This window comes from Micromonospora sp. LZ37, assembly GCF_059359015.1.
The window spans coordinates 27,901-52,829 of the sequence record NZ_JCADBL010000018.1 but is presented as its reverse complement, the minus strand read 5'-3'; the positions used below and the strand labels follow the sequence as shown (position 1 = coordinate 52,829).

Sequence of the window (24,929 nt, the reverse complement as noted above, 5' to 3'; positions counted from 1 at the left end):
ACTCATCACCATCGCTGTCGTCCGACGTCGATGCTCCGATATCGCGTCGGTTGCTGCCCGTCGGGGCGTCCGCGCAGCTCAGGCGGGTACGCGAGCGCCGGGCGACGGCCCGCCGAACACCGGGGAAATTCATCCGTACGACCGTTGGGAGCGCGCACGGCGAACGGCCGGCGTCCCGTGGGTACGGGGCGCCGGCCGTTTCGTCGTGGCGGTGGAGGAACTACTTCTTGCCGGGCGCCTTGGCGTCGCCGTCGGAGGAGAGCGCGGCGATGAAGGCCTCCTGCGGGACCTCCACCCGGCCGACCATCTTCATCCGCTTCTTGCCTTCCTTCTGCTTCTCCAGCAGCTTGCGCTTACGGCTGATGTCACCGCCGTAGCACTTGGCGAGCACGTCCTTGCGGATGGCGCGGATGGTCTCCCGGGCGATGACCCGGCTGCCGATGGCGGCCTGGATCGGCACCTCGAACTGCTGGCGCGGGATCAGGTTGCGCAGCTTCGCGGCGATCGTGACCCCGTAGTTGTACGCCTTGTCCTTGTGCACGATCGCGCTGAACGCGTCCACCGGCTCGCCGTGCAGCAGGATGTCGACCTTCACCAGGTCGGACGCCTGCTCGCCGGAGGGCTCGTAGTCCAGCGAGGCGTAGCCCTTGGTCCGGCTCTTCAACTGGTCGAAGAAGTCGAAGATGATCTCCGCGAGGGGAAGCGTGTAGCGCAGCTCCACCCGGTCGGCGGAGAGGTAGTCCATGCCGATCAGGGTGCCCCGGCGGCCCTGGCAGAGCTCCATCACCGCGCCGACGTAGTCGTTCGGGGTCAGCACGGTGGCCCGCACGACCGGCTCGAACACCTCGGCGATCTTGCCGGTCGGGTACTCGCTCGGGTTGGTCACGACGATCTCCTGACCGTCCTCCGTGATGGCCCGGTAGACCACGTTCGGCGCGGTGGAGATCAGATCGAGGTTGTACTCCCGCTCCAGCCGCTCCCGGATGATCTCCAGGTGCAGCAGGCCGAGGAAGCCGCAGCGGAAGCCGAAGCCGAGCGCCCCCGAGGTCTCCGGCTCGTAGTCGAGCGCGGCGTCGTTGAGCTTGAGCTTGTCCAGCGCCTCACGCAGGTTGGGGTAGTCGGAGCCGTCGATCGGGTACAGCCCGGAGTAGACCATCGGCTTCGGGTCCTTGTAGCCGCCCAGGGCCTCCTTCGCCGGCCGCGAGTTGATGGTGACCGTGTCACCGACCCGGGACTGGCGGACGTCCTTCACACCGGTGATCAGGTAGCCCACCTCACCGACACCGAGCGCGTCGGCCTTCACCATCTCCGGCGAGATGACGCCGATCTCCAGCAGCTCGTGCACGGCGCCGGTGGACATCATCTTGATCCGGTCGCGCGCGCTGATCCGGCCGTCGATCACCCGGACGTAGGTGACCACGCCCCGGTACACGTCGTACACCGAGTCGAAGATCATGGCCCGGGCGGGCTCGTCCGCCTCGCCGACCGGCGGGACGAACTGCCGGACGATCTCGTCGAGCAGGTGCGGCACGCCCTCGCCGGTCTTGCCGGAGACCCGGATGCAGTCGGCCGGGTCCCCGCCGATCAGGTGGGCCAGTTCCTCGGCGTACTTCTCCGGCTGCGCCGCCGGCAGGTCGATCTTGTTGAGCACCGGGATGATGCGCAGGTCGTTCTCGAGCGCGAGGTAGAGGTTGGCCAGCGTCTGCGCCTCGATGCCCTGCGCGGCGTCGACCAGCAGGACCGCGCCCTCGCAGGCGGCCAGCGAGCGGGAGACCTCGTAGGTGAAGTCGACGTGGCCCGGGGTGTCGATCATGTTGAGCACGGCCTGCTCGCCGGTGCGGTCGCCCTCGCGAATGGTCCACGGCATCCGGACGGCCTGGCTCTTGATGGTGATGCCGCGCTCGCGCTCGATGTCCATCCGGTCGAGGTACTGCGCCCGCATCTGCCGGGGGTCGACCACGCCGGTGAGCTGCAACATCCGGTCGGCCAGGGTCGACTTGCCGTGGTCGATGTGGGCGATGATGCCGAAGTTCCTGATGCGCGCCGGGTCGGTGGCACCAGGAGCGTGAGCGCCGGGATCGAGCGTCGGTGGCACAGCGGTCCGTTCTGGTCGGCTGAGGTGAGCGAGCGGGCCGGCGCGACGCCGGCCCCCTCTATGCTCCCACGTCGCTCCGGACACGGTCCGATCACTCCTCGGGTGCCGCGACCCGCCCCGGACGCACTCCCCCCGGGCTCACTCCTCGGGTGGCTCCACGAAGAGCGCCGCCAACTTCGGCAGCCGCCGCCGGGCCTCACCCTCGTCGTCGAAGTCCCACAGGTCGTTGAGGTCCGGCACGGGCACCGGGTCGCGGTCACCGGGCAGCTCGGTCGCGGTGGCCTTCCGGTACGCGTCCCACGGCACCGCCAGCATCTCCGCCGCGGAGAACTCCTCGCCGCTGAGCGCGGCGGCACGCACCCGGGGCAGCTCGGCCAGGGAGTCCGGGGCGGCGACCGCGCGGGCGAAGACCTCCCGCCCCTGGGTCATCAGCCAGCCCCGGAAGCTGTGGAAACCGTCGTCGGAGACGCCGCCGTTGATCAGGTACGCCGCTCCCCACAGATCCGCCTTGTGCGAGGCGGCGAGCACCCGGGCCTGGTGGTGGGCGTACCCGACGATGTCCTCCGGATCGCGCTCGGCGAGCAGGGCGACGGCCCGGGCGGCGACCGCGCCCGGCTCGCCCCCGCCGCCGGCCCGCGCGCGGTCGATCAACTGCCAGAAGTCGTCGGTCCTCATGGCTTCGCAGTCTGGCAGACCTCGGGCCGGGCGCCGGCCGGCAGCGCCGGAGTGGTGGGCGGCCGTCGAGGCGCCGAGCCACCCGTACCCTCGGTCTCTCCTGAGGGTGCGGCGCACCACCGGTTCAGCGGTGGGCCGGCGCTCGCCCGGCGGGCCGGGGCCGAGCCGTTTTGGCTCGTCCCGGCCGACCTGGTAACCTGGCTCTTCGCGCAGCGATGAACCCTGCTCGTCGCGCGCGGAAGCAGACCAAACCGAGCTATCAAGACGAGGCTGTCGCGTGGCGAACATCAAGTCCCAGATCAAGCGCAACCGGCAGAACGAGAAGCGCCGGCTGCGTAACAAGTCGGTCAAGTCGTCGCTGAAGACCGCCATCCGGAAGTTCAACGAGGCTGCGGAGGCCGGTGACGCCGAGAAGGCCACCGTTCTCATGCGTGACGCCGCCCGTAAGCTGGACAAGGCCGCCAGCAAGGGCGTCATCCACGCCAACCAGGCGGCCAACCGGAAGTCGGCGATCGCCAAGCGCGTCGGCTCGCTCTCGGTCTGACCTGAGCGACCACAGACCTAACCTGAAGCCCCGGGCCGACGCCCGGGGCTTCAGCCTGTCCACCTTCGGCGCTGGACGGGTCCCCGCCCCGCGCCCGCCGCCGCACTGGCGCCCCTTGGCGCTGGTGCTGGTACCGGCGCTGGTGCTGGTACTGGCGCTGGCGCTGGCGCTGGTACTGGCGCTGGCGCTGGTACTGGCGCTGGCGCTGGTACTGGCGCTGGCGCTGGCGCTGGTACTGGCGCGCCCGGACACACCACGCCGCATCCGACCACCCGCGCCCCGCCGCGGTGCCACCCGCCAAGATCGCGCTGGATCCAGGAAGTAGTGGCCTCGGACCCGCGGGGAAGCCACTACTTCCTGGATTTAGCGTGATCTCGGATGGCGGGGCGCGGATCCAGCGTGATCATGGAAGGCGGCGCGGTCGCAGGCGGCGCGGCGTGCGGGGGCCGCAGGCGGTGCGGCGCCCGGCGCTCGGACGCACCCGTCACGCCTCGACCGCAGGCCGGGTCGGGGTGGATCGGGTCAGGGGCGGTCGGCGGGGCGGCCGTCCGGGCCGGCGGGCCGGCGCGGTTCCGACGGCCCTCGCGCCTGCTGCCGCTCCCATGCCGGGACGCGCGGCGGCTCGGTGGCAACCACCACACCGGGCACGGTCCGGGGCACCCGGGCCCGTCCGACCACCGGCTCCATCTGCCGCCGGAACCGGTCCCGCTCCTGCTCCGGCACCAGCGCCGCCGAGCGGACCACCCACTCGGCCACCACGTCGTTGAGCTTGACCATCGCGGCCACGGCGACGGGCAGCACGACCACGGTCCACCAGCTCACCAGCTCGGCCAGGGCGAGCAGCGCGGCGAGCGCCACGGCGCCCTCGAAGAAGAGGAAGCAGAGCACCCCACCCGGGTTGACGAAGCGCAGCCCCAGCGCCCGGGCGTAGAGCGGCCGATACCGCTCCTCCTCGCTCGGCACGGTGCTCCACGCCGTACGGGTGGGTCCGGTCACCGGGCGCCGCCCCGCCGGGCGGCCGCGACCGAGAAGACCGCCTTCTCCAACGCGTACGCCCGGTCGTCCGCGCCGCCCTTGACTGCCGCGTTGCACTCGGCGGCGGCCCGCATCGCCTCGACCAGACCTTCCGGGGTCCAGCCCCGGGCCCGCTGCTGGGCGTTCTTGATCTTCCAGGCCGGCATGCCGAGCGTGCTGGCCAGCTGGTACGGGTCGCCCCGGCCGGCCGCGGCGACCCGGGCGACCGTGCGCACCCCGTCGGCGAGGGCGTCGGCGATCGGCACCGGATCCACCCCGACGTGCAGGGCCCAGCGCAACGCCTCCAACGCCGCCGGGACGTCGCCGATCATGGTCGCGTCGGCGACCGTGAAGCCGGTCACCTCGACCCGTCCCCGGTAGTAGCGGGCCACCGTGTCGGCGCCGATCCGCCCGTCGGTGTCGGCGATGAGCTGGGAGCAGGCGGCGGCGAGTTCCCGCAGGTCGGTGCCGACCGCGGCGATCAACGCCTCGGCCGCGTCGTCGCCGCACTTCCCCCCGCCCCGGCGGATCTCGTCGCGAACGAAGGCGACCCGTTCCCGGTGCCCCTTGAGCTTCGCCGCCGGCACCACGGTGGCGCCGGCCGCCTTCAGGCCGTCGGCGAACGCCTTGCCCTTGGCGCCACCCACGTGCAGCACCACCAGCTGTACGTCCGGGTCGGGATTCTTCGCGTACGCCAGCAGCGCGGTCACCAGGTCCTTGCGGGCGTCCTGCGCGGCGCGGAGCACGAGCACCCGCCGCCCGCCGAAGAGGGACGGGCTGAGCATCTCGGCGATCTCGCCGACGGTGAGCTGCCCGGCCTGGTACTCCCGCACGTCCACGTTCGGGTCGACGCCGCGCACCGTCGCCACCGCCTCGGTCACCGCACGCGTGGCGAGCAACTCCTCGTCGCCGAGGACGAGCAGAATGGGGGCGAGGCTGGCGGCGGTCACGTCGCCCATCTTGGCACGGTCCACTGCGGGATCGTGCCTGGTCATCGGCGGCTGTGACGGCGCACCCCGCAGTCAGCGCAAATCCAGACATTTATCGAGATTGCGCCGCCTAATGGAGTAATTTGGATCGATCCGGGGTGTCCGCTCAGCGCCGTCCGGGCGCCTGGCCCCGGGCCACCACGGCCAGCCCGTGCCGCCCGGTCACCACGGCCACGTCCCCGTCGGTGTCGGTCCGCAGCACCCGGGCGCCGCCGCGGGACAGCCGGGCCAGGATGGACGGGCTCGGGTGCCCGTAGTCGTTGCCGGCGCCGACCGGCACCACCGCGACGGCCGGCCGCACCGCGTCGAGGAACGCGGGATCCTGGTAGGCGCTGCCGTGGTGGGCCACCTTCAGCACCTCGGCGCGGAGCGCGTCGGGCGGGAGCCGGTCGAGCAGGGCGCGCTGCTCCTCGGTCTCGGCGTCCCCGGCGAGCAGCATGCGCACCCCCGCCACCACGGCCCGGAGCACCACCGAGTTGTTGTTCGGGTCGGACCGGGTGCCCCGCATCGGGTACGGCGGCCCGACGACGGCCAACTCCACCCCACCGGCGCGGTACGACCAGCCGGCCGTCGCCGGTCGCGCCTCGGCCACCCCGGCCGCCACCCCGGTGACCAACTCCCGTCCGGTCGCCGGCTCGGTGAGCGCCGGGGTGAGCACGGCCGCCACCCGCCGACCCCGGAACACCCCGGCCACCCCGCCGACGTGGTCGACGTGGAAGTGGCTCACCACCAGCAGCGTGACCTCCCGTACGCCCAGCCGGCGCAGGCAGCCGTCCACGGCGGAGGGCTCCGGGCCGGCGTCGACCACCACCGCGCGACCGGCCGACACCGGCAGCACCAGGGCGTCCCCCTGGCCCACCGCGCAGCCCACCAGCACCCAGCCGGGCGGCGGCCAGCCGCTGGCGACCAGCCGGACCGGCAGCGTGCCGACGACCACCGCGACGGTGCCGACCGCCACCAGGCGGCGGACCACCGGACGGCGGGCGGCGACCAGCAGCGCCACGGTCAGCCCGGCCAGCAGCAGTGCGCCCGGCACCCCACCCGGCCAGGGCACGGTGCCCGCCGGCAGGCGCGCGCCGACCCGGGCCACCGTCACCAGCCACCACGCCGGCCAGCTCGCCAGCCAGGCGGCGAACTCGGCACCAGCCGGCCAGACCGGGGAGACGGCCGCCGCCGCCACACCGAGCACCGTGGCGGGCGCGATGGCCGGCACGGCCAGCAGGTTCGCCGGTACGGCGACCAGGCTGACCGTCCCGGAGAGGCCGGCGACCACGGGTGCGCAGGCGAGCTGCGCCGCCGCCGGGACGGCCAACGCCTCCGCCAGCCCCACCGGTACGCGCCGCCGCCGCAGCGCGTCCCGCCACCCCGGCGCCAGCAACAGCAGACCGCCGGTGGCCAGCACGGAGAGCGCGAAGCCGGGATCTCCGGCCAACTCCGGGTCGACCAGCACCAGGACGGTCACCGCCGCGCCCAGCGCGGGCAACGCCGCCCGGCCGCGCCCGGCGGCGAGCGCCGCCAGCCCGATCGCGCCCATCGCGGCGGCCCGCACCACGCTCGGCGACGGACGGACCAGGACCACGAAGCCGACCAGCGCCAGTACGCAGAGCAGGGCGGCGGCCCGCGGACCGGCCCGCGCCCAGCGGGCCAGCAGCAGCACCGCACCCACCACGATGGCGACGTTGGACCCGGAGACCGCGTTGAGGTGGGTCATCCCGGTGGCCCGGAAGTCCTCCTCGACCGTCGCCGGCAGCCGGCTGGTGTCGCCGACCACGAGGCCGGGCAGCAGACCACCCTGCTCGTCGGGCAGCGGCGCGCAGGCCCGTTGCAACCCCGCACGGAGCGTGCCGGCGGCCCGCTGGAGCCACGGCGGAGGCCCGTGCGGCACCGGCGGGCCCGCCACGGTCAGCACCGCGGCGGTGAGGTCGCCGCCGCGCGGCGCGGTCAGCCGGCCCTCGGCGGTGAGCCGCTGCCCCGGCAGCCGGCCCCGCCAGGCCGGGTCGGTGGCGAGCACCAGCACCCGGACCGGTCCGCCGACCCGCCGGCCGTCCGGGCCGGTGAGCCGGACCAGCTCGGCCGCGACCAGCAGGGTCGTGGGACGACCGGGCACGCCCCGCACCGGGCGGGGATCGTCGCGCACGACGATCTCGGCGGTGACCCGGGCCCGCTCGTCGACGAGGCCGCGCAGCGGGGCCGCGTCCCGGACGTGCAGCCGGGCGGCGGTGGCGCTGGCGCCGCAGACCACGCCGATCAGCACCGCCGCGACGATCCAGCCGTACCGGCGGGTCGGGGCGGCGGGTCGGCCGAGGATCCCGAGCAGGTGCGCGCCGAGCAACCCGGCGAGCCCCGCGGCGACGGCCGCGAGCAGCGCGGCGACCGGGGCGGTGAGGTGCAGGCAGGCCAGCGCGGCCAGCCAGGCCGCCACCGCCAGCCCGGCCAACCGCAGGTCGGGAACGTCCTCGGTGGGCTGGCTGCCGGGCCCGTCCGGCGCGACTGCCCGCCTCACACCGTCACCAGGTCCTTCAGCTGTTCGTACCGGGCGTCGCCGATGCCGTCGACCTGGCGCAGATCGCCGACCGACCGGAAGCCGCCCTGCTGGTCGCGGTGGGTCAGGATGCGTTGGGCGAGCACCGGACCCACGCCGGGAAGGGCGTCGAGCTGCGCCAGCGTCGCGGTGTTCAGGTTGAGCAGGCCACCCGGCCCGGGTGCCCCGCCGACGGCCGGCGGACCGCCGGGCGCAGCGGGTTGGCCGGGCGGCGCGGCGACACCGACCAGGATCAGATCGCCGTCGGCCACCTTCCGGGCGGGGTTGAGCAGCGCCACGTCGACCCCGGGCAGCGCCCCACCGGCCGCCTGCACCGCGTCGGCGACCCGCGCGCCGGCGGGCACCCGGACCAGCCCGGGGCGGCGGACCTTGCCGGCGACCGCGACCACCAGCTCGCCGCCCGGCGTCGTGGCCGCCTGCGCCGCGGTGGACGGCCCGGCCATCGAGACCGCCGAGGCGGGGGCCACCGGTTCCGCCTGGGGCCGGGACCGCCAGGCCCAGAACCCGGCACCGAGCACCACGACCACCGCGACGGCGGCCAGGGCACGCACTCCACGGCGGCCCGGGTCGAAGGCGCCGGGCCCCGGCAGCAGCGACCCCGCCGAGGTGGGCGCCGCCTCGCCGGCCCCCGGCCGTGACGTCGCGTCGACGGCCCGGCCGGAGTGCGGCGACGGAGCGGTGTGCGGCGACGGAGCGGCATGCGGCGACGGAGCGGCGAGTGGCGACGGAGCGGAAGGCAACGGCTCCGCCCCGCCCTCCGGCCACACCGCCTCGACCAGGCGGAAGAGCCGCCGGCGCACCATCGTCTCCTCGTCGTCTGACACGAGGCGAACCTAGGTGGGACCCGGCCCCGTCGCCGCCCGATCATCGTCGGCTGTGGACGAGCCGTCGCCCTGTGGACAACCGCCTGATCATGCGCGGTTGTGCTAGGCGCGGGTCAGCGGGCCGCGGGTCCAGGCCAAGCATCCCTCACCCTCGCTCGACCCTCAGGGTCGCCCCGTTCACGAAGGTGGCGGAGGGCAGACACGACACGGCGTCGGCCACAGCGCCAACGGCTCGACTTGATCTTGGCATTCGGCACCATGACGGTGACGGCCTTACTGCCCTAGACCCAGGTCACCTCCATCCGCCACGGTGTTGAGTCTTCTTCATGCAGAGAGGCGGCCAGTTGACCGTCTGTGGGATGTGTTGAAGCCCTGAATCGGCCATGATCATCGGATGGATATGGGGAACCCGAAGGAAGTCAGGTACGAGTTCGAGGCGATGATGGTCCGCGCCGGGCTGGCGACGCCGGGGCAGTTGCCCGTCCACAAGAAGGCTGGCAAGTTCGCGGCGCACGCCCGGATGCTCCGCCTGGGCATGATCACGCCGCAGGAGTTCGACCAGATCATGCGCGAGGACGACTGAGGCAGACCAGCCTAGGTTCCCGCCGTTCAGCAGCGCCGTTCCCACCCGGGGGGCGGCGCTTCTTCCTGTCCAGGTCCGCATGGAAGGCCGATCACCGGCGAGCCGGCAGGAGTGAGCGGGGACCACCGGACCCCGTCAGTCAGGTCACCGGTCCTGTGTCCCCGCCGCCAGGGCCTCCCCCCTGGCGGCCCGAGGGCCGCTGGCTGGGCGGGGCTGGGCGGTCGCCCAACGGAATCCCCGGTTCAGAGGCCGGCTAGTTGGGCCTGGTTGAGCGGGGCTAGGCCGGGTCAGCGCGCCTCGGGGTCCAGGCCGAGCACCGCCCGCCCGCCGTCGATCGGCAGGGTCACGCCGTTGACGAAGGTGGCGGAGAGCAGGTACGCCACCGCGTCGGCCACCTCGTCGACCCGGCCGGGCCGCCCGATCGGGTGCAGCCGGGCCAGCTGGGTGCCGATCCACGTCGCCTCGGCGGGCTCCCGCTCGGCCAGGAAGGCGAGGTGCCGTTCGGTGACGATCGAGCCGAGCGCGACGGCGTTGCACCGGATCCCCCGTGGCCCGTACTCGACGGCCAGCGCCCGGGTCAGCCCCTCGACGGCCGCCTTGGCGGTGGCGTACGGCAGGCAGCCCGGCACCGGTCGGCGGGCCTGGTGGGACGAGACGTTGACGACGGCGCCACCGGTGCCGGCGGCGAGGAACCGGCGCACCGCCGTCGCCGCGCCGACCACGGCGGGGCGCAGGTTGAGGCCGATCAGTTCCCACACCTCGACCGCCGTCGCGGACTCCACGGAGGCGTCCCGGAAGACCGCCGCGTTGTTGACCCAGCCGGCCAGCGGCGCGAAGCCCTCGGCCAGGTCCGCGGCCCGCCCGGCGACCCGCTCGTCGGCCGCGTCACCGACGACCGGGGCCAGCCGGTCGGCGGCGGGGTGCGCGGGCAACCAGGCCAGGGCGTCCGGATCCCGCTCGACCACCACCACCGGGCCGCCGTCGGCGAGCAGCCGCTCCACCACGGCGCGGCCGATCCCGCGGCCACCGCCGGTCACCACGTACGACATGCCGCCCCCGTTCCCGCCGGCCGCACGGCGACCGGCCCGAGGGTTCAGGATGCCGGATCTGAACGCCGGTGGACGACCACGCTGGCCAAACCGGGCCCGGCGTGGGCGGCGACCACCGCACCGGCCTCGGTGACGTGGATCTGGTGCAGCCGGTCGCCGAACCGGGCGGTCAGCGCCTCGACGAGCTGCTCCGCGCGTTGCGGCGCGGCGAGGTGGTGCACCGCCAGGTCGACGTCGTCCTCGCCGGCCGCCTCGACGGCCAGGTCGACCAGCCGGGCGATGCCCCGGCTGGCGGTGCGGACCTTGTCCCGGAGCACGATCGCCCCGTCCGGCATGTGCATGATCGGCTTCACCGAGAAGGCGGTGCCGAGCAGCGCCTCGGCGGCGTTGATGCGGCCGCCCCGGCGCAGGAACTCCAGCGTGTCGACGTAGAACCAGATGGTGGTGCGGGCCACGGCAGCCAGCGCCGCGTCGCGTACCCCGGCCAGGTCGGCGCCGGAGCCGGCGGCCGTGGCGGCGGCGAGCACCGGAAAGCCCAGGGCCATGCCGGTGGCGCGGCTGTCGACCACCGTGACCCGGTCGCCGACTTCGGCGGCGGCGAGCTGTGCCGCCTCGACCGTGCCGGAGAGCTCCGCCGACAGGTGCACCGACACCACCCCGTCCGCGCCGGCCGCCAGCAGCTCGCGGTACGTCCGCGCGAACTGCTCCGGGGCGGGGCGGGAGGTGCTGACGGTGACCCGCCGGCCGCTGAGCACCCGGGTCGCGTCGGCGGGGAAGGTCTCCACCCCCTCCAGCCCCTCCGCGCCGTTGAGCACGACGGTCAGCGGCACCACGGTCAGCCGGTGCGCCTGCACCAGCTCGGGCGGAAGGTAGGCGGTGGAGTCGGTGACGACCGCGACGGGCATGCCCGGCACGCTAGCCGATGTCCGGGCCGGACGCCCGGGCCGGAGGACTCAGACCGGCTCGGTCAGCGCCGGCTGGGTGATCAGGCCGACATTGTGCGCGCGCAGGTGCCAGCCCCGGGCGTCGTCGTGCCGCAGGTCGGACCAGTGGCAGTTGGCGAGCGACCCGACGCTGCGCAGCACGGCGTGGTCCCAGCCGAGCAGGTGGCCGACGCCCTGCCGGGCCCCGCCGCCGTGGGTGGTCACCACCACGGTGCCGCCGGGGGCGAGGTCGGCCGCGTCCTGGAACGCCGCCCCGACCCGCTTGCCCAGGTCGTCGAGGGTCTCGATCTCGGCGCCCGGGTCCGGGTCACCGGCCCGCCAGCGCGCGTACTCGTCGGGGTAGCGGGCGGCGGCCTCGGTGAGGGCGAGCCCCTGCCACCGGCCGAAGTACCGCTCGCGCAGCCGGGGGTCGGTGCGGACCGGAAGACCGGTGAGCTGCGCGAGCGCGGCGGCGGTGTCGGCGGCCCGGCTGAGGTCGGAGGCGACGATGACGTCGGGACGCAGCGCCGCGAGCAGCGGCGCCGCGCCCCGGGCCTGCTCTCGACCCAGGTCGTTGAGCGGGACGTCGGTCTGCCCCTGCACCCGGCCGCCGGCGTTCCAGTCGGTGTTGCCGTGCCGCCAGACGATCAGACGGGTCATTCGACGGCGGAGGCGTCGGCCTCGACGAGGTCCCGGTCGACGAACGGGATCTGCGGGCAGTCCTTCCAGAGCCGGTCGAGGGCGTAGAACTCGCGCTCCTCGGTGTGCTGGACGTGCACCACGATGTCGACGTAGTCGAGCAGCACCCAGCGGCCGCCCCGCTCGCCCTCGCGGCGGACCGGCTTGGCCTTCTCCGGCAGCTCGAGCAGCCGCTCCTCGATGGCGTCGACGATGGCCAGCACCTGACGCTCGTTGGGGGCCGAGGCGACCAGGAAGGCGTCGGTGATGGCGATCTGGTCGCCCACGTCGATGATGACGATGTCCTGTGCCTTCTTGTCGGCAGCGGCCTGGGCGGCGGCCATCGCCAGCTCGTGAGCGCGTTCGGAAACTGTCACCGTTCTCCTTCGATCAACCGTGCGACCCTCCAAGGGTCTCACACCCGGCGGGGAGACGACTTGTCAGTTCTGGTCGATTACCCGGACAGAAACTCGCATATCAGCCGGATTCACTGCTGGTAGAGGCGCCGTTTGGCGATGTACTGCACCACACCGTCCGGGATGAGGTACCAGACCGGCTCCCCGCGGGCCACCCGCGCCCGGCAGTCGGTGGACGAGATGGCCATCGCCGGCACCTGCACCAGGCTCACCGTGTCGGCGGGCAGGTGCTTGTCGGAGAGCTCGAACCCGGGCCGGGTGACCCCGATGAAGTGGGCCAGTTCGAAGATCTCGTCCAGGTCCTTCCAGGAGAGGATCCGCTCCAGCGCGTCGGCGCCGGTGATGAAGTACAGCTGCACCTTCGGGCCGTAGAGCGCGTGCAGGTCGCGCAGGGTGTCGACGGTGTAGGTGGGGCCACCGCGGTCGATGTCGACCCGGCTGACCTGGAAACGCGGGTTGGAGGCGGTGGCGATGACCGTCATCAGGTAGCGGTCCTCGGCGGGGCTGACCGGCTCGTCGGCCTTCTGCCAGGGCTGACCGGTCGGCACGAAGATGACCTCGTCCAGGCCGAACCGGTCGGCGACCTCGCTGGCCGCCACGAGGTGCCCGTGATGGATCGGGTCGAAGGTCCCGCCCATGATCCCGATCCGCCGGATGTCTTCCTCCACCCGACGATCGTAGGCCGGGGACGGCCGGCGCCCTGGTGCGGGCCGCCGGACCGTCCCATCCCGCGGGCCCCGGTCAGGCGGACGCGGCGGCCACCGCCGTCCGGGCGACCAACGCGCGGCGCAGGTCGTCGTCCAGGTCCTTCACCCAGCGGCGCAGCCCGGGCGTGAGGTCGTCGCGGGCCAGCAGCGCCGCGGCCAGCTCCCGGGTGGGTTGCGCCACGGCGTAGCGAGGGAAGGCCAGGATGGTGACCTGGTCGGCCGCCCAGGCGGTACGCAGCCGCGCCGCGGCCGGCATGTCGGCGAAGTACCGCTCGACGTACGGCGCGGTCAGCGCGGCCTGTTCGGGCTGCCAGAAGCCCTCGGCGGTCGCCTCGACCAGCCGGTTGGACAACTCGGTGCTGGTGGTCACGATCTCCCAGGCGGCCCGCTTCGCGGCGGCGTCCGGCAGCGCCGCCCGGCAGCACGCGGCCCGCTCCGCCCCGGTGGCGCTCCGGTCGGCGGCCGCCTCGGCGGCGATCTCCGGCTCACCGGCCGCGCCCAGCACCACCAGGCGCAGCAGGAGCGACCAGCGCAGGTCCGCGTCGACCGCCAACCCTTCCGGTACGCCGGCACCGGCCAGCCAGCCGGCGAGCAGTCCGGTGTCGGTGCTGGCGGCGATCAGGCCCCGCGCCGCGGCGAGCTGCAACGACCCGCCGGCCGGCGCCCCGGCGAGCAGCGCGGCGCAGGCCCCGGCGACCCGGAGCAGGGCGGCCTCCCGGGCCAGCGGGTCGAGGTAGCGGTCGATCAGGCGGCGGCTCAGCGTCAGCACCTGCTCCGCGATGATCACCTCGGTCTCGGCGGGCAGTGCCGCCGCGATCAACCCGACCAGTCCGGCCACCGGCCGCTCCCCGTCGGTCGCCGCGTCCAGCGCCTCGGCCCAGAGCAGCGCGCGGGCCAGCGGGTCGTCCAGCCCCGGCAGCACCATCGGCACCGCGTCCACGGACGCGGGGTCGAGGCGGATCTTGGCGAAGGTCAGGTCGCCGTCGTTGGGCAGCAGCAGGCCGGTGGCCTGCTCGCCGACCAGCTCGGTCAGCTCGGTGCGGCCCTTGTCGGCGTCCGGGTCGAGAGCCACGTCGAACCGCCGCGCCGAGCCGTCGGCCGCGTACCGGCCGACGCCGATGCGGTGCGGACGCAGCACCGGGTGCGCCGCCGGAGCGGTCTGCACCACGGCTGCGGTGGTCCAGCGGCCGTCGGCGTCCACCGCCGTCTCCATCCGCAGCGTGTTGACCTGGGCTCGGCGCAGCCAGCGCTCCGCCCAGTCGGTGAGGTCCCGGCCGCTCGCGGTGCTCAAAGCGGCGAGGAGGTCGGCCAGGGTGGCGTTGCCGAACCGGTGGGCCGCGAAGTGGGCGTTGAGGCCGGCCAGGAAGGTCTCGTCGCCGAGCCAGGCGACCAGTTGCCGCAGCACGCTGGCGCCCTTGGCGTACGAGATGCCGTCGAAGTTGAGCAGGCCCTCGGCGGCGTCGGTGACCTGTTCCGGGGCGACCGGGTGGGTCGAGGGGCGCTGGTCGGCGGTGTAGCCCCAGGCCTTGCGGCGGATGGCGAAGGTCGTCCAGGCCCGCTCGAAGCGGGTCGCCTCGGCGGTGACCCGGGTGCCCAGGTACTCCGCGAACGACTCGTTGAGCCACAGGTCGTCCCACCAGCGCATGGTGACCAGGTCACCGAACCACATGTGCGCCATCTCGTGGGCGATGGTGGTGGCCCGCTGCTCGCGCTGGGTGTCGGTGACCGCCGAGCGGAAGACGTAGTCGTCCCGGAAGGTGACCAGGCCCGGGTTCTCCATCGCGCCGGCGTTGAACTCGGGCACGAACGCCTGGTCGTACTTGCCGAACGGGTAGCGCTCGTCGAAGAGCTGGTGGAAGCGGTCGAGGCACTGCTTCGTGACGGTGAGGATCTCGTCGATGTCGGCGTCCAGGTGGGCGGCGAGGGAGCGCCGGCAGTAGACGCCGAGCGGGATGCCGTCGTGGGAGTCCCGCCGCACGTGCCAGGGGCCGGCGATCAGCGAGACGAGGTACGTGGCCAGCGGGGCGGTCGGGGCGAACTCCCAGCGCCCCGGCCGGGGACTGGCGGCGAGCTGCCCGTTGGCCGCGACCGTCCACTCCGGCGGGGCGGTGACCGACAGGGTGACCGGGGCCTTCAGGTCGGGCTGGTCGAAGGCGGCGTAGAGGCGCTGCACGTCGTCGAGGAAGGACATCGCGTAGAGGTAGGTCTCGCCGTCGGCCGGGTCGACGAAGCGGTGCATCCCCTCGCCGGTGTTCGAGTAGGCCATCTCGGCGGTGACGGTGAGCGCGTTCTCCTCGGCCAGCCCGGTCAGCGGCAGCCGGTTGTCGACCAGCGAGGCCGGGTCGAGGTCGCGGTCGTTGAGGCGGACCGCCAGCAGTCGGGCGGGTTTGACCTCGGCGAAGGTCTCGGCGCCGGCGGTGGCCCGGAACCGGATGGTGACGGTCGAGCGGAACCGCTCGCCGCCACCGGTCAGGTCGAGGTCCACCTGGTAGGACTCGACGGTGATCAGCTCGCGACGCGCGGTCGCCTCTACACGGGTCAGGCTCGGCATCCGCTTATCCTGCCCGACGGGGCCCGGGACGGGCCTGTCGTGAACGCATGGTGATGGAGGACGAACAATGGGTCAGCACCCCAAGGGCGATTTCGACCTGTCCCGGGCGGTCTGGCAGCGGGCCGAGGGCGACAGCTCCGACAGCGCCGTCGAGGTCGCCTTCGTCGACGATCTGATCGGCATGCGCAACTCCGCCGAGCCGGACGGCCCGGTGCTGGTCTTCACCCAGGCCGAGTGGGACGCCTTCGTCGCCGGCGCCCAGGACGGCGAGTTCGACCTGGACTGAGCGGGCGGCGGCGCTCACCGGTCGCCCTCGCCCCAGCCGAGCCCGCCCGGGCCGGGAGCGTGGTGGAAGCCGGGATGACCGGCGACGTCCGCGCAGCGCTCGCCGTCGGGGCCGACCGCCCCGCAGAAGAGCCGCTCGGCCCGGTGCCAGGCGTCGGCCGGGGAGACGGCGGCCGCGCCGAGCGCCAGCTCCGGCCGGAGCAGGCCCAACGCCTCCGCGTACGTCACGGCGAGGTCGCGGGCCTGCTCGGGCCCGTCCGCCTCGAAGCCGAGGTGGGCGGTGAAGCGGCGGGGCGGCCGGGGCGCCCGCCGGGGCGGTGAGATCAACGGCTCGTCGGGGCGGGCGGCCCGGCCCCGACCGATTCCCTGCATCACCCGGCGCTGCCGCCACTGCGGTGGCCTGTTGTCCCCCATCGGTCCTCCCCGTCGTCGCTCGCGGCCGGACAGCGCTGCCGGCCCCGGGACGAGACAACCAGGTTTCCGGCGTCCTGGGAGGGGCCAGCCGGCGGCCCGCTCGCTGGCCCACACCCCCCGAACTGCGGCGACTCGGGGCACGACGGCCCGCGCCGGAGGGATTCAGCGGCCCCGGCCCGGGTAGACGAACTCGGCCGCCCGTCGTCGTCCGTGTCAGGGAGAGCCCGATGGCCAGCACCCCCGCCGACCGCAGCCCGGAGAGTTCGCTGTCGTTCCTCCGCGAGGGGTACCGGTTCATCAGCGCCCGGTGCGAGCGCTACGACAGCGACATCTTCGCCACCCGACTGCTGCTGCAACCGACCATCTGCCTGCGCGGCCGGGCCGCCGCGGTGCTCTTCTACGACCCCGAGCGGTTCCAGCGCGAGGACGCGACGCCGAAGCGGGGTCAGCGCACCCTCACCGGCCGCGGCGGCGTGCAGGGGCTCGACGGCTCGGCGCACGCCCACCGCAAGGCGATGCTGATGTCGATCATGACGCCGACCGCCGTCCGGCAGCTCGGTCAGCTCTTCGCCGACGAGTGGCGGGCCCGGCTCCCGATCTGGGAGCGGCTCGGGCCGGTGGTGCTCTACGACGAGGTCGGACGGCTGCTGACCCGGGCGGTGTGCGCCTGGGCGGGTGTGCCGCTGGCCGACGGGGAGGTCGCCCGGCGCACCGACACCCTGCACGCGATGATCGACGCGCCGGCCGCGCTGGGGCCCCGGCACTGGCGGGGCCTGCTGGGCCGCCGCCGGGGCGAGCGCTGGACGCCGACGTGGTGCGCCGGGCCCGGGCCGGCGCGCTGCCGGCCCCCGAGGGCAGCGCGCTGCACGTGATCGCCGCGCACCGGGACGAGCGGGGTCGGCTGCTCCCCCGCCGGGTCGCCGCGGTGGAGCTGCTCAACGTGCTGCGCCCCACCGTCGCCGTCGACCGGTTCGTGGTCTTCGCCGCGCTGGCCCTGCACGACCACCCGGCCTGGCGGGAGCGGGTCCGCGCCGACGAGGAGGCGACCGGGTGCTTCGTGCAGGAGGTCCGCCGCTACTACCCGTTCTTCCCGATGGCGGCCGCCCGGGTCCGGCGCTCCTTCGACTGGCAGGGCCACCACTTCCCGCGCGGGCGGCGGGTGCTGCTCGACCTGTACGGCACCAACCACCACCCCGAGCTCTGGCCGGAGCCGGAACGGTTCCGCCCCGAGCGGTTCACCGGTTGGCGCGACGACCCGTACGGTTTCGTGCCGCAGGGCGCCGGCCCGCACCTGGGCGGACACCGCTGCGCCGGCGAGTGGCTCACCATCGAGCTGATGAAGCAGGCGGTGACCCTGCTGACCACCGAGATGCGGTACGAGGTGCCGCCGCAGAACCTGGCGGTGAGCCTGAGCCGGATGCCGACGCTGCCGCCCAGCGGCTTCCTGATCGAGAACGTCCGCCGGACCGGCTGACCCGCGTACCGCGTCGTCGGCGGGCGTCGCCGGCGGCCCCCGGGACGGGAGCGCTGTCCCCCCGCCCGGCGGCCACGGTGGCGGGGCCGGTCAGGCCGCCGCCGGATGCAGGACGCTGCGCAGGCAGGCGTCCTCCTTCTTCTCGAAGATCTCGTAGCCGCGGACGCCCTCCTCCAGCGACATCGGGTGGGTCGCCAGGTAGCCGGGGTCCATCTCGCCGCCGGCGAGCCGGTCCAGCAGCATCGGGATGTAGCGCTGGGCGTGCATCTGCCCCATCCGCAGCACCAGGGCCTTGTTCATCGCCGCGCCGAGGGGGAACTTGTCGACCAGCCCGCCGTAGACGCCGACGATGCTCACCGTGCCGCCCTTGCGGCACGCCATGATGGCCTGCCGGACGGAGGTGGGGCGGTCGGACTGCAACCGGGCGGTCTGCTTGGCCTTGTCGTACGCGTAGACCGGGCCGACGTCGTGCGCCTCCATGCCGACCGCCTCGATGCAGGCGTCCGGGCCCCGGCCGGCGGTCATCTCCCGCAGCGCCTCCAGCACGTCGGTCTCGGCGTAGTTGATCGTCTCCACGCCGAGCCGCTCGGCGGCCGTGCCGAGCCGCTCCGGCAGCCGGTCGATGACGATCACCCGGCCGGCGCCGAGCAGCTGGGCGGCGCGGGCGGCCATGTGGCCGACCCCGCCGGCTCCCCAGACCGCCACCACCTCGCCGCCCTTCAGGCCGCAGAATTCGGCGGCCATCCAGCCGGTGGGCATGGCGTCGGAGGCGAAGACCGCCGCGTCGTCGGCCACCCCGTCGGGGATCTTGAACGCCCCGACGTCGCCGAACGGCACCCGGATGTACTCGGCGTGGCTGCCGGAGTAGCCGCCGGCAGCGTGCGAGTAGCCGAGGATGCCGGCCGGCGAGTGGCCCCACAGCTTCTCGGGCAGGACCGGCTGCGGGTTCGAGTTGTCGCAGAGCGAGTACTGCTCGGTGCGGCAGTACCAGCAGCCGCCGCAGGCCACCACCGAGCCGACCACCACCCGGTCGCCGACGCGCAGCCGCTGCACGCCGCGCCCGGTCTCCACCACCTCGCCCATGAACTCGTGGCCGAGGATGTCCCCCTCCCGCATCGCCGGCAGGTAACCGTTGATCAGGTGCAGGTCGGAGCCGCAGACGCTGCTGGCCCGGACCTTGACGATGATGTCCCCGTCGGCGCGGATCCGGGGTTCGGGCACGTCCCGCACCGCCAGCTTGCCGACGCCTTCCCAGCAGAGCGCCCTCACGCCCGTCCCCCCGTCGTCAGCCGCTCGCGCAGCGGGTCGGTCGCCTTCTCCTGCGCCGCGGTCCGCCCGGACGGGTCGTGCCGGGTGTCGATCATCTGGCCGCTCTCGATCAGCGACTTGATCCGCCGCAGCGCGTCCCGCAGCGCCAGGTCGGGCCCGTCGCCGCGGCCCCGGGCCAGCCCGAGCGCCCGGCGCAGCCGCCCGCCGCCGCGGTAGCGCAGCTCGGCCCGGATCTCCGTGCCCCGGTCCTGCGGGGCGGGGGTCAGGTCGACGTGCCCCTCCTGCGGTACGGGGCCGTCGGTGACCCGCCAGCTGAGCCGGCCCGGCCCGTCGACGGTGACCTCGGCCCGCCACTCGGTGCCGCCGCCGACGGGGTCGCTGGCCACGCAGCGCCACCGGTTCTCGCCGAGCTGTTCGAGGGTGGCCCACTCGGCGAGGGCGCGGTCCAGCCGCTCCCGGTCGGTCCAGAATCCGATCACGGCGTCCATCGGGCGGTCCACGGTGATCCCGCGCCGCACCACGTACCAGCCGTTGCGCCGGTCCGGCTGGTGGCGTCGCCGCCGCCGGGCCACCAGCCGACCGACCCCCACCGCGGTCACGGTGGTCACGCCGAGCAGGGCCCACCTCGTTCCGTTGCTGGTCATCACGTCTCCTCCGCTGGGACGCCCGGGGATGGTCGTCCGCATCCCGTGCGCTACCCGGCGTGAACCCGTCGAAACGCCCCGTTTGATCGGTCGGTTTCCGGGCATGCCGCCACGAACACCCATCCCCCGGGAGGCAGCGTTGGCCTTCGACGCGAGCGAGTACGGTCGGCACATCCCCGCCGAGGTCTACGACGTGGCGTTCGCCCACCTCTGCCCCGAGGCGGCGGTCGAACGCCTGGCGGCGCTCGCCGAGGGCGGCCCGGTCTGCGAGTTCGGCATCGGCACCGGCCGGCTGGCCCTGCCGCTGCGCGAGCGAGGGCTCACCGTCGCCGGGATCGAGGGGTCGGCGGAGATGGCGGCCCGGCTGCGGGCCAAACCCGGCGGTGAGCGGATCGAGGTGTCGCTCGGCGACTTCACCACCACCCGGGTCCCCGGCGAGTTCGCCCTGGTGCTGCTCGTGTTCAACACGATCTTCGCGCTGCCGGACCAGGACGCCCAGGTCGCCTGCTTCGGCAACGCCGCCGCGCACCTGCGGCCCGGGGGCCGGTTCGTGGTGGAGGCGTGGGTGCCGGACCCCGGCGCGTTCCGGGGCGGCACGGCGCTGCGCCCGGTGCACGTGGCCCAGGACGCGGTGCTGCTGGAGGCGGCCCGGTTGTACCCGGCCGAGCAGCGGATGGAGACCACCAAGATCCGGCTCGGCAACGACGGGGTGCGGCTGCTGCCCGCCAACCACCGCTACGCGTGGCCCGCCGAACTGGACCTGATGGCCCGCCTGGCCGGGATGGAACGGGAGCACCGATGGGCCGACTGGTCGGGCGCCGCCTTCACCGACGACAGCCGGGACCACGTGTCGGTCTACCGGCGCCCGGAGTCGGCGTGAGCGCCCCGGCCCGGCCCCGGCCGGGCGGCGGCGAGGCGGCGGCGCCCGCCGCCCGGACGGGCGCCACCGGGCCCGCGACTCCGGCGGCGGCGGGGTCGGCCGCCGTGGCGGGCCAGGGCGTGCACCCCGCCCGGCTCCCCGTCGAGTACGTCCTACCGTTGCGCTGGTCCGATGACGCCGGCCTGGCCGAGCTGACCGGGTACCTGCGCTCGATCGCCACGCTGGTCGACGTGACCGTGGTGGACGGGTCCCCGCCGGAGGTCTTCGCCCGGCACGCCGCCGCGTGGCGCGGCGCGGTCCGGCACGTGGCCCCCGACCCGGCGGTACGCGGCGTCAACGGCAAGGTCCGCGGCGTGCTCACCGGCGTCGCGACGGCCCGGCACGAGCACGTGGTGATCGCCGACGACGACGTCCGCTACGACGCCGCGGGGCTGCGGGCGGTACACCGGCTGCTGGACGCCGCCGACCTGGTCCGGCCGCAGAACCACTTCGACCCGGTGCCCTGGCACGCCTGGTGGGACACCGGCCGCATCCTGCTCAACCGGGCGCTGGGCGCGGACTACCCGGGCACCCTGGCGGTGCGCCGGAGCACCTTCGACGCGATGGGCGGCTACGACCCGGACGTGCTCTTCGAGAACCTGGAGCTGATCCGCACGGTGCGGGCGTACGGCGGCACCGAGGCCGCCCCGCCCGGGCTGTACGTCCGCCGGCTGCCGCCGACCACCGCGCACTTCCGCGGCCAGCGGGTCCGCCAGGCGTACGACGATCTGGCCCAGCCGGTGCGGCTGCTCACCGCGCTGGCGGTGCTGCCCGGCGTGGCGGCGGCGCTGGTGGCCCGCCGGCCCGGGCTGCTGCTCGCGGCGGGCGCGGTGACGGTGGCGCTGGCCGAGAGTGGCCGGCGACGGGCCGGCGGTGCCGCCGTCTTCCCCCGCACCGCCGCCCTGGCCGCCCCGCTCTGGCTGCTGGAACGCGGCACGTGCAGCTGGCTGGCCCTCGGCCGACGCCTCCTGCTCGGCGGCGTCCGCTACGCCGGCGGTCGGGTCCGCCTCGCCGCCCACTCCGAACGCACCCTGCGCGCGAGAAGGGCCGCCCGGTTGACACCCGCGGGGTAGTCAGCGGAGGCCGGCACCGCCGGCGGGGCCGCAGACGGCAGCTCGCGGCCACTGTCCGGCGCTGCCGGAAGTGGCCGCGAGCTGCGGCGTACGACGGTCCTCGCTCAGTTCCGCACCTGTTCGCGGGACTGCTGCGCCTGGTCCTTGACGTCGGAGGCGGCCGACCTGGTGTCGTCCTTCACCGCCTGCACGGCGTCCTGGGCGGTGGACTTCACCGACTGGGTGGCCTGCTGCGCCGGCTCGCGCAGCTCCTCCTTGATCTCGTTGGCGACCTCGCCCAGCTTCTCCTTCACCGCCCCGCTGTGCTCGGTGGCCTTCTCCTTGACCTGGGTGGCCAGCTCCTGCTCGCGCCGGCTGGCCGGGATCAGCGAGGAGATCAGCATGCCGGCGCCGAACGCGATCAGGCCGGCGGCCAGCGGGTTGCCCTCGGACTTCTGCCGGATCACCTGCGGCGCCCGCTGGGCGGCGTCACCGACCGTGGACGCCGCCGAGTGGGCCTTGTCGCTGACGGCGGACGCGGCCGAGTGCGCCTTGTCGCTGACCGTGGAGGCCGCCGACGAGGCGTGCCCACCCACCGAGTGGGCGGCGTGGCTGCCGCCGTGGCCCAGGTCGGAAGCGCTTCCCATAACCTTGTCCCTCACATTCTGCAGCGCGCTGCGCACCCGCTGCTTGCGGTCGTCGACGATGCGGCTCGGGCTGACCTTGTACGCCAGCGCGTCCACGTCGGTGCTGAGGCTGTTGCGGGTGGCCTCGATCTCCCGGCGGATCTGGTCGGGATCGGTGCTCATCGGGTGACTCCCTCCGGGTGGGGCTTGAGCGCGTCGGGGATCCGCTGCACGCTGTCGTTGGTCTGCTTGAGGCCGCGAATCCGCTCGGCGTTCTTCTTGGCCATGCTGTAGAGGACCCCGGCGATGGCCGCCCAGATGACGGCGACGATCAGCGCGGCCCAGCCGGCGTCCATCACGTTGGACAGCCCGGCCCAGAGGGCGAGGGAGAGGAAGAGCGCGACCATGTAGCCGCCGAAACCGGCGCCGCCGAAGAGACCGGCGGCCTTGCCCGCCTTCTTGCCCTCCTGGCGGATCTCCGCCTTGGCCAGCTCCACCTCCTGGCGCATCAGGGTGGACAGGTCGGTGGTGACCGACCGCATCAGCTCACCGAGGGAGCTGCCCCTGACCTCGTCCGCGGTGTGCGGTGCACCCGCGGGGTGGTACCCGGAGTCCAGTCCGGACCCCTGCGTCGGCGTGCTCATGCCGCCGCCTCCCTTCGGATGGCTCGAACGCTCACGGACGGTTGGTGCCGCTGGACGGCACGCCCGGCAGCGGGTCGGTCTGGGTCACCGGCGGCAGCGGCTGACCGACGCCACCGGCCGGGTCGGCGTAGCCGGTGGTGGTCCCGCTGTCCGGGTAGGCCGCACCCTGGCCGGAGTAGCCCGGGGCCGGGTCGAGGTAGCCGCCCGGCGGGATGGTCTCCGAGCCGGCGCGCGGCGCGGGCGGGGTCGGGATGACCGCCGTACGGTCCGGGTCGTAGCCGTTGGTCGAGCCGTACAGGCCGTGGGTGTCGCTCTGCCCGTCGGAGGCCGACGTGAGGCCCTTGGTGAGCCGGCCGGCGACCACGCCGAGCAGGGCCGCGCCGACCAGGAAGGTGCCCGGGTTGCGGCGGGCGTAGTTCTTCACCTCGTTGAGCAGGTCGCCCGGCTCCCGCTCCTCCAGCCAGCCGGCGACACCGTGCACCCGGTCGGCCGCCTGGTGGGCGAGCTCGGTGACCGGTCCGGCGCTGCCGCCGTTCTGTGCCATCGAGCGCACCTCCTCGGCCAGCGAACGCAGGCCACCGGCCGCGCGGCGCTGCTGCTCGCTGGTCCGGCCGGCGAGCTGGTTGCGGGCCTCGCCGTAGAGGTTGCGGGCCTGGCGCTTGGCCTCGTCGGCCACCTCGCGGCCCTGCTCCTTGGCGGTCTGCGCGACCGCGCCGCCCGCGTTGGCCGCCTCGGAGCCGACCTGGCGGGCCTGGTCGCGCACGCCACCGCCGTTGCTCTGCCCCTGTCCGTACGTGGAGGACGTGGATGAGAGATCGTGAGTCATGGTTTCCCTTCCGCTCGAAAAACTCGTCGCGGTTCTGCGTCTGGGGGTCACGCCGGCGTTTCGTCGGCGTGTCCAATCACCTACCCCCGGTCGCCAACTCCATGCCTGATTCGCCATTTCTCTGCGGCGGGATCACCTCTCGGTCACACAATGGAGGGTCGCCCGGCTTCGGGGACGGCTCAGCCACGGAGGTGACATCGATGGCACGTGACGTGCGCGGACGCGGCTCGGCCGGCCCTCGGCCGCGGATCCAGCCGGCCGCCGCGGTGGTGGCCGCCGTCTTCCTGCTGCTCGGCGTGCTCGGCTTCGTCCCGGGCGTCACCACGGACTACGCGGGCCTGACCTTCGCCGGTCACCACTCGGAGGCGAAGCTGCTCGGGCTGTTCCAGGTGTCGATCCTGCACAACGCCCTGCACCTGCTCTTCGGCCTGGCCGGCCTGGTGATGGCCCGGCGGGTCGCCGGCGCGCGGCTCTTCCTCGCCGGTGGCGGCGTCGCCTACCTGGGGCTCTGGCTGTACGGCTTCGCGATCGAGCAGGAGAGCGTGGCCAACTTCGTGCCGCTCAACGACGCGGACGACTGGCTGCACCTGCTGCTCGGCTTCGGCATGCTCGCGCTCGGGCTGCTGCTCTCCAACGACGCGGGCACCGGGGGGCGGCTGGACACCCCGATCGACCGGCCCTGACCCGGCCGGGACGTCGGAGGGAGGTTCAGGCGGCGACCGGCAGCCGCTTGGCGAAGCAGACGCTGTACGGGTTGCCGACGTACTCGCCGTAGACCGGGATCGGCTCGTATCCGCAGGAGGTGTAGAGCCCGATCGCCGCCGGCAGGTACGTCCCGGTCTCCAGGCGGAGCACCGAGTGCCCCTGCTGGAAGGCCAGCTCCTCCAGCGCGCTGAGCAACTGCCGGGCGATCCCCCGCCCCCGGTGGGCCGGGCGGACGTACATCCGCTTCAGCTCCCCGGTGTCGGCGTCCAGCGCCTGGATCCCACCGCAGGCCACCGCCCGACCGCCGTCGGAGACCACCAGGTAGCGGATGTCGCCGTGGACGACGGTGACCTGCCCGTCCAGGCCGCCGTCGGCGTCGCGCAGCTCGCGTTGCTGGGCGGTGACCAGGGCGTCGATCTCCGGATCGGTGGCGGGGCGGGACTCGATCAGCACCGCCACACGCTATGCCGGGTCGATTTCG

Annotated in this window: 28 protein-coding genes; 9 read left to right on the top strand and 19 right to left on the bottom strand. The window is 74.2% G+C overall.

All coding sequences use genetic code 11. The annotated features are described in order from the left end of the window. Positions 1 to 220: 220 nt before the first annotated feature. Together lepA and AC5L3Z_RS28250 are read right to left on the bottom strand one after the other, a co-directional pair. Positions 221 to 2,095 (bottom strand): translation elongation factor 4, encoded by a 1,875-nt coding sequence (lepA, locus tag AC5L3Z_RS28255; RefSeq protein ID WP_494846295.1) that lies wholly within the window; start codon positions 2,093 to 2,095, stop codon positions 221 to 223. Between the two features lie 138 nt (positions 2,096 to 2,233). Next, a complete protein-coding gene (locus AC5L3Z_RS28250) occupies positions 2,234 to 2,770 on the bottom strand; it encodes a DUF4240 domain-containing protein (protein ID WP_334615311.1) in 537 nt (178 codons plus the stop codon). Between the two features lie 277 nt (positions 2,771 to 3,047). Here AC5L3Z_RS28250 and rpsT point away from each other — a divergent pair, with 277 nt between their 5' ends. Together rpsT and AC5L3Z_RS28240 are read left to right on the top strand one after the other, a co-directional pair. Beyond that, positions 3,048 to 3,314 (top strand): 30S ribosomal protein S20, encoded by a 267-nt coding sequence (gene rpsT / locus AC5L3Z_RS28245; protein ID WP_334533953.1) that lies wholly within the window; start codon positions 3,048 to 3,050, stop codon positions 3,312 to 3,314. A gap of 115 nt (positions 3,315 to 3,429) precedes the next feature. Next, positions 3,430 to 3,639 (top strand): hypothetical protein, encoded by a 210-nt coding sequence (locus AC5L3Z_RS28240; protein WP_494846293.1) that lies wholly within the window; start codon positions 3,430 to 3,432, stop codon positions 3,637 to 3,639. 197 nt (positions 3,640 to 3,836) lie between these two features. Here the strand turns inward: AC5L3Z_RS28240 and AC5L3Z_RS28235 are convergent, their stop codons facing one another. The 4 genes from AC5L3Z_RS28235 to AC5L3Z_RS28220 all read right to left on the bottom strand — a co-directional run bounded on the left by AC5L3Z_RS28235 (position 3,837) and on the right by AC5L3Z_RS28220 (position 8,683). Continuing rightward, positions 3,837 to 4,310, bottom strand: coding sequence for a hypothetical protein (locus AC5L3Z_RS28235; protein WP_494846291.1), 474 nt, complete (start codon positions 4,308 to 4,310; stop codon positions 3,837 to 3,839). Next, entirely contained in the window at positions 4,307 to 5,287 is a 981-nt protein-coding gene (gene holA, locus AC5L3Z_RS28230) for a DNA polymerase III subunit delta (RefSeq protein ID WP_494846319.1), read from the bottom strand. The genes AC5L3Z_RS28235 and holA overlap by 4 nt, the downstream gene beginning before the upstream one ends. Positions 5,288 to 5,423: 136 nt before the next feature. Further along, positions 5,424 to 7,820: a ComEC/Rec2 family competence protein gene (locus tag AC5L3Z_RS28225; RefSeq protein WP_494846290.1), complete on the bottom strand. Its 2,397-nt coding sequence runs from the start codon at positions 7,818 to 7,820 to the stop codon at positions 5,424 to 5,426. Continuing rightward, complete coding sequence (locus AC5L3Z_RS28220) at positions 7,817 to 8,683, bottom strand: ComEA family DNA-binding protein (protein ID WP_494846289.1); 867 nt, start codon at positions 8,681 to 8,683, stop codon at positions 7,817 to 7,819. Before AC5L3Z_RS28220 ends, AC5L3Z_RS28225 begins: the two co-directional genes overlap by 4 nt. Positions 8,684 to 9,077: 394 nt before the next feature. On the opposite strand from AC5L3Z_RS28220, the gene AC5L3Z_RS28215 reads away from it, so the two are divergent. After that, positions 9,078 to 9,266, top strand: a complete 189-nt coding sequence (locus tag AC5L3Z_RS28215) for a hypothetical protein (protein ID WP_494846288.1) — start codon at positions 9,078 to 9,080, stop codon at positions 9,264 to 9,266. 287 nt (positions 9,267 to 9,553) lie between these two features. On the opposite strand, the gene AC5L3Z_RS28210 is transcribed toward AC5L3Z_RS28215, so the two are convergent. The 6 genes from AC5L3Z_RS28210 to pepN all read right to left on the bottom strand — a co-directional run bounded on the left by AC5L3Z_RS28210 (position 9,554) and on the right by pepN (position 15,590). After that, on the bottom strand, positions 9,554 to 10,315 hold the full coding sequence (locus AC5L3Z_RS28210) for an SDR family NAD(P)-dependent oxidoreductase (RefSeq protein ID WP_494846286.1): 762 nt from the start codon (positions 10,313 to 10,315) through the stop codon (positions 9,554 to 9,556). A 44-nt stretch (positions 10,316 to 10,359) separates the two neighbouring features. After that, positions 10,360 to 11,220: a DegV family protein gene (locus AC5L3Z_RS28205; RefSeq protein WP_494846285.1), complete on the bottom strand. Its 861-nt coding sequence runs from the start codon at positions 11,218 to 11,220 to the stop codon at positions 10,360 to 10,362. 48 nt (positions 11,221 to 11,268) lie between these two features. Then, a complete protein-coding gene (locus AC5L3Z_RS28200; RefSeq protein WP_494846284.1) occupies positions 11,269 to 11,898 on the bottom strand; it encodes a histidine phosphatase family protein in 630 nt (209 codons plus the stop codon). After that, a complete protein-coding gene (gene rsfS, locus AC5L3Z_RS28195; RefSeq protein ID WP_334533980.1) occupies positions 11,895 to 12,293 on the bottom strand; it encodes a ribosome silencing factor in 399 nt (132 codons plus the stop codon). The genes AC5L3Z_RS28200 and rsfS overlap by 4 nt, the downstream gene beginning before the upstream one ends. Positions 12,294 to 12,403: 110 nt before the next feature. Then, the gene (gene nadD, locus AC5L3Z_RS28190; RefSeq protein ID WP_494846282.1) at positions 12,404 to 13,000 is read right to left on the bottom strand and encodes a nicotinate-nucleotide adenylyltransferase; all 597 of its coding nucleotides are present in this window, start codon (positions 12,998 to 13,000) and stop codon (positions 12,404 to 12,406) included. Positions 13,001 to 13,073: 73 nt separating this feature from the next. Beyond that, positions 13,074 to 15,590, bottom strand: coding sequence for an aminopeptidase N (gene pepN, locus AC5L3Z_RS28185; RefSeq protein WP_494846280.1), 2,517 nt, complete (start codon positions 15,588 to 15,590; stop codon positions 13,074 to 13,076). Positions 15,591 to 15,657: 67 nt separating this feature from the next. On the opposite strand from pepN, the gene AC5L3Z_RS28180 reads away from it, so the two are divergent. Further along, complete coding sequence (locus AC5L3Z_RS28180; protein WP_334533988.1) at positions 15,658 to 15,876, top strand: DUF397 domain-containing protein; 219 nt, start codon at positions 15,658 to 15,660, stop codon at positions 15,874 to 15,876. A 14-nt stretch (positions 15,877 to 15,890) separates the two neighbouring features. Here AC5L3Z_RS28180 and AC5L3Z_RS28175 read toward each other — a convergent pair whose 3' ends face one another. Further along, a complete protein-coding gene (locus AC5L3Z_RS28175) occupies positions 15,891 to 16,289 on the bottom strand; it encodes a hypothetical protein (RefSeq protein ID WP_494846278.1) in 399 nt (132 codons plus the stop codon). Positions 16,290 to 16,516: 227 nt separating this feature from the next. Between AC5L3Z_RS28175 and AC5L3Z_RS28170 the strand changes: the two genes are divergently transcribed. Both AC5L3Z_RS28170 and AC5L3Z_RS28165 read left to right on the top strand, forming a co-directional pair. Beyond that, a complete protein-coding gene (locus AC5L3Z_RS28170) occupies positions 16,517 to 17,161 on the top strand; it encodes a cytochrome P450 family protein (RefSeq protein WP_494846277.1) in 645 nt (214 codons plus the stop codon). After that, entirely contained in the window at positions 17,101 to 17,763 is a 663-nt protein-coding gene (locus AC5L3Z_RS28165) for a cytochrome P450 (RefSeq protein WP_494846276.1), read from the top strand. The genes AC5L3Z_RS28170 and AC5L3Z_RS28165 overlap by 61 nt, the downstream gene beginning before the upstream one ends. 90 nt (positions 17,764 to 17,853) lie before the next feature. Here AC5L3Z_RS28165 and AC5L3Z_RS28160 read toward each other — a convergent pair whose 3' ends face one another. Together AC5L3Z_RS28160 and AC5L3Z_RS28155 are read right to left on the bottom strand one after the other, a co-directional pair. Continuing rightward, positions 17,854 to 19,032, bottom strand: a complete 1,179-nt coding sequence (locus AC5L3Z_RS28160) for a zinc-dependent alcohol dehydrogenase (RefSeq protein WP_494846275.1) — start codon at positions 19,030 to 19,032, stop codon at positions 17,854 to 17,856. Beyond that, positions 19,029 to 19,676: an SRPBCC family protein gene (locus AC5L3Z_RS28155; protein WP_494846273.1), complete on the bottom strand. Its 648-nt coding sequence runs from the start codon at positions 19,674 to 19,676 to the stop codon at positions 19,029 to 19,031. Before AC5L3Z_RS28155 ends, AC5L3Z_RS28160 begins: the two co-directional genes overlap by 4 nt. Positions 19,677 to 19,815: 139 nt before the next feature. On the opposite strand from AC5L3Z_RS28155, the gene AC5L3Z_RS28150 reads away from it, so the two are divergent. After that, complete coding sequence (locus AC5L3Z_RS28150) at positions 19,816 to 20,556, top strand: class I SAM-dependent DNA methyltransferase (protein WP_494846272.1); 741 nt, start codon at positions 19,816 to 19,818, stop codon at positions 20,554 to 20,556. Beyond that, positions 20,553 to 21,668, top strand: a complete 1,116-nt coding sequence (locus AC5L3Z_RS28145; protein WP_494846271.1) for a glycosyltransferase family 2 protein — start codon at positions 20,553 to 20,555, stop codon at positions 21,666 to 21,668. Before AC5L3Z_RS28150 ends, AC5L3Z_RS28145 begins: the two co-directional genes overlap by 4 nt. 104 nt (positions 21,669 to 21,772) lie before the next feature. On the opposite strand, the gene AC5L3Z_RS28140 is transcribed toward AC5L3Z_RS28145, so the two are convergent. Genes AC5L3Z_RS28140 through AC5L3Z_RS28130 form a run of 3 tightly spaced genes read right to left on the bottom strand, consistent with a single transcriptional unit; the run spans position 21,773 to position 23,743 of the window. Beyond that, positions 21,773 to 22,456 carry a DUF3618 domain-containing protein gene (locus tag AC5L3Z_RS28140; protein WP_494846269.1) on the bottom strand — a complete coding sequence of 228 codons (684 nt, stop codon included), beginning with the start codon at positions 22,454 to 22,456 and terminating at the stop codon, positions 21,773 to 21,775. After that, the gene (locus AC5L3Z_RS28135) at positions 22,453 to 22,917 is read right to left on the bottom strand and encodes a phage holin family protein (protein ID WP_334533260.1); all 465 of its coding nucleotides are present in this window, start codon (positions 22,915 to 22,917) and stop codon (positions 22,453 to 22,455) included. Before AC5L3Z_RS28135 ends, AC5L3Z_RS28140 begins: the two co-directional genes overlap by 4 nt. A gap of 31 nt (positions 22,918 to 22,948) precedes the next feature. Further along, complete coding sequence (locus AC5L3Z_RS28130) at positions 22,949 to 23,743, bottom strand: hypothetical protein (RefSeq protein ID WP_494846267.1); 795 nt, start codon at positions 23,741 to 23,743, stop codon at positions 22,949 to 22,951. 200 nt (positions 23,744 to 23,943) lie between these two features. Here AC5L3Z_RS28130 and AC5L3Z_RS28125 point away from each other — a divergent pair, with 200 nt between their 5' ends. Then, complete coding sequence (locus AC5L3Z_RS28125) at positions 23,944 to 24,426, top strand: DUF4383 domain-containing protein (RefSeq protein WP_334615298.1); 483 nt, start codon at positions 23,944 to 23,946, stop codon at positions 24,424 to 24,426. 25 nt (positions 24,427 to 24,451) lie between these two features. On the opposite strand, the gene AC5L3Z_RS28120 is transcribed toward AC5L3Z_RS28125, so the two are convergent. Continuing rightward, complete coding sequence (locus AC5L3Z_RS28120) at positions 24,452 to 24,901, bottom strand: GNAT family N-acetyltransferase (RefSeq protein WP_494846265.1); 450 nt, start codon at positions 24,899 to 24,901, stop codon at positions 24,452 to 24,454. Positions 24,902 to 24,929: the final 28 nt, after the last annotated feature.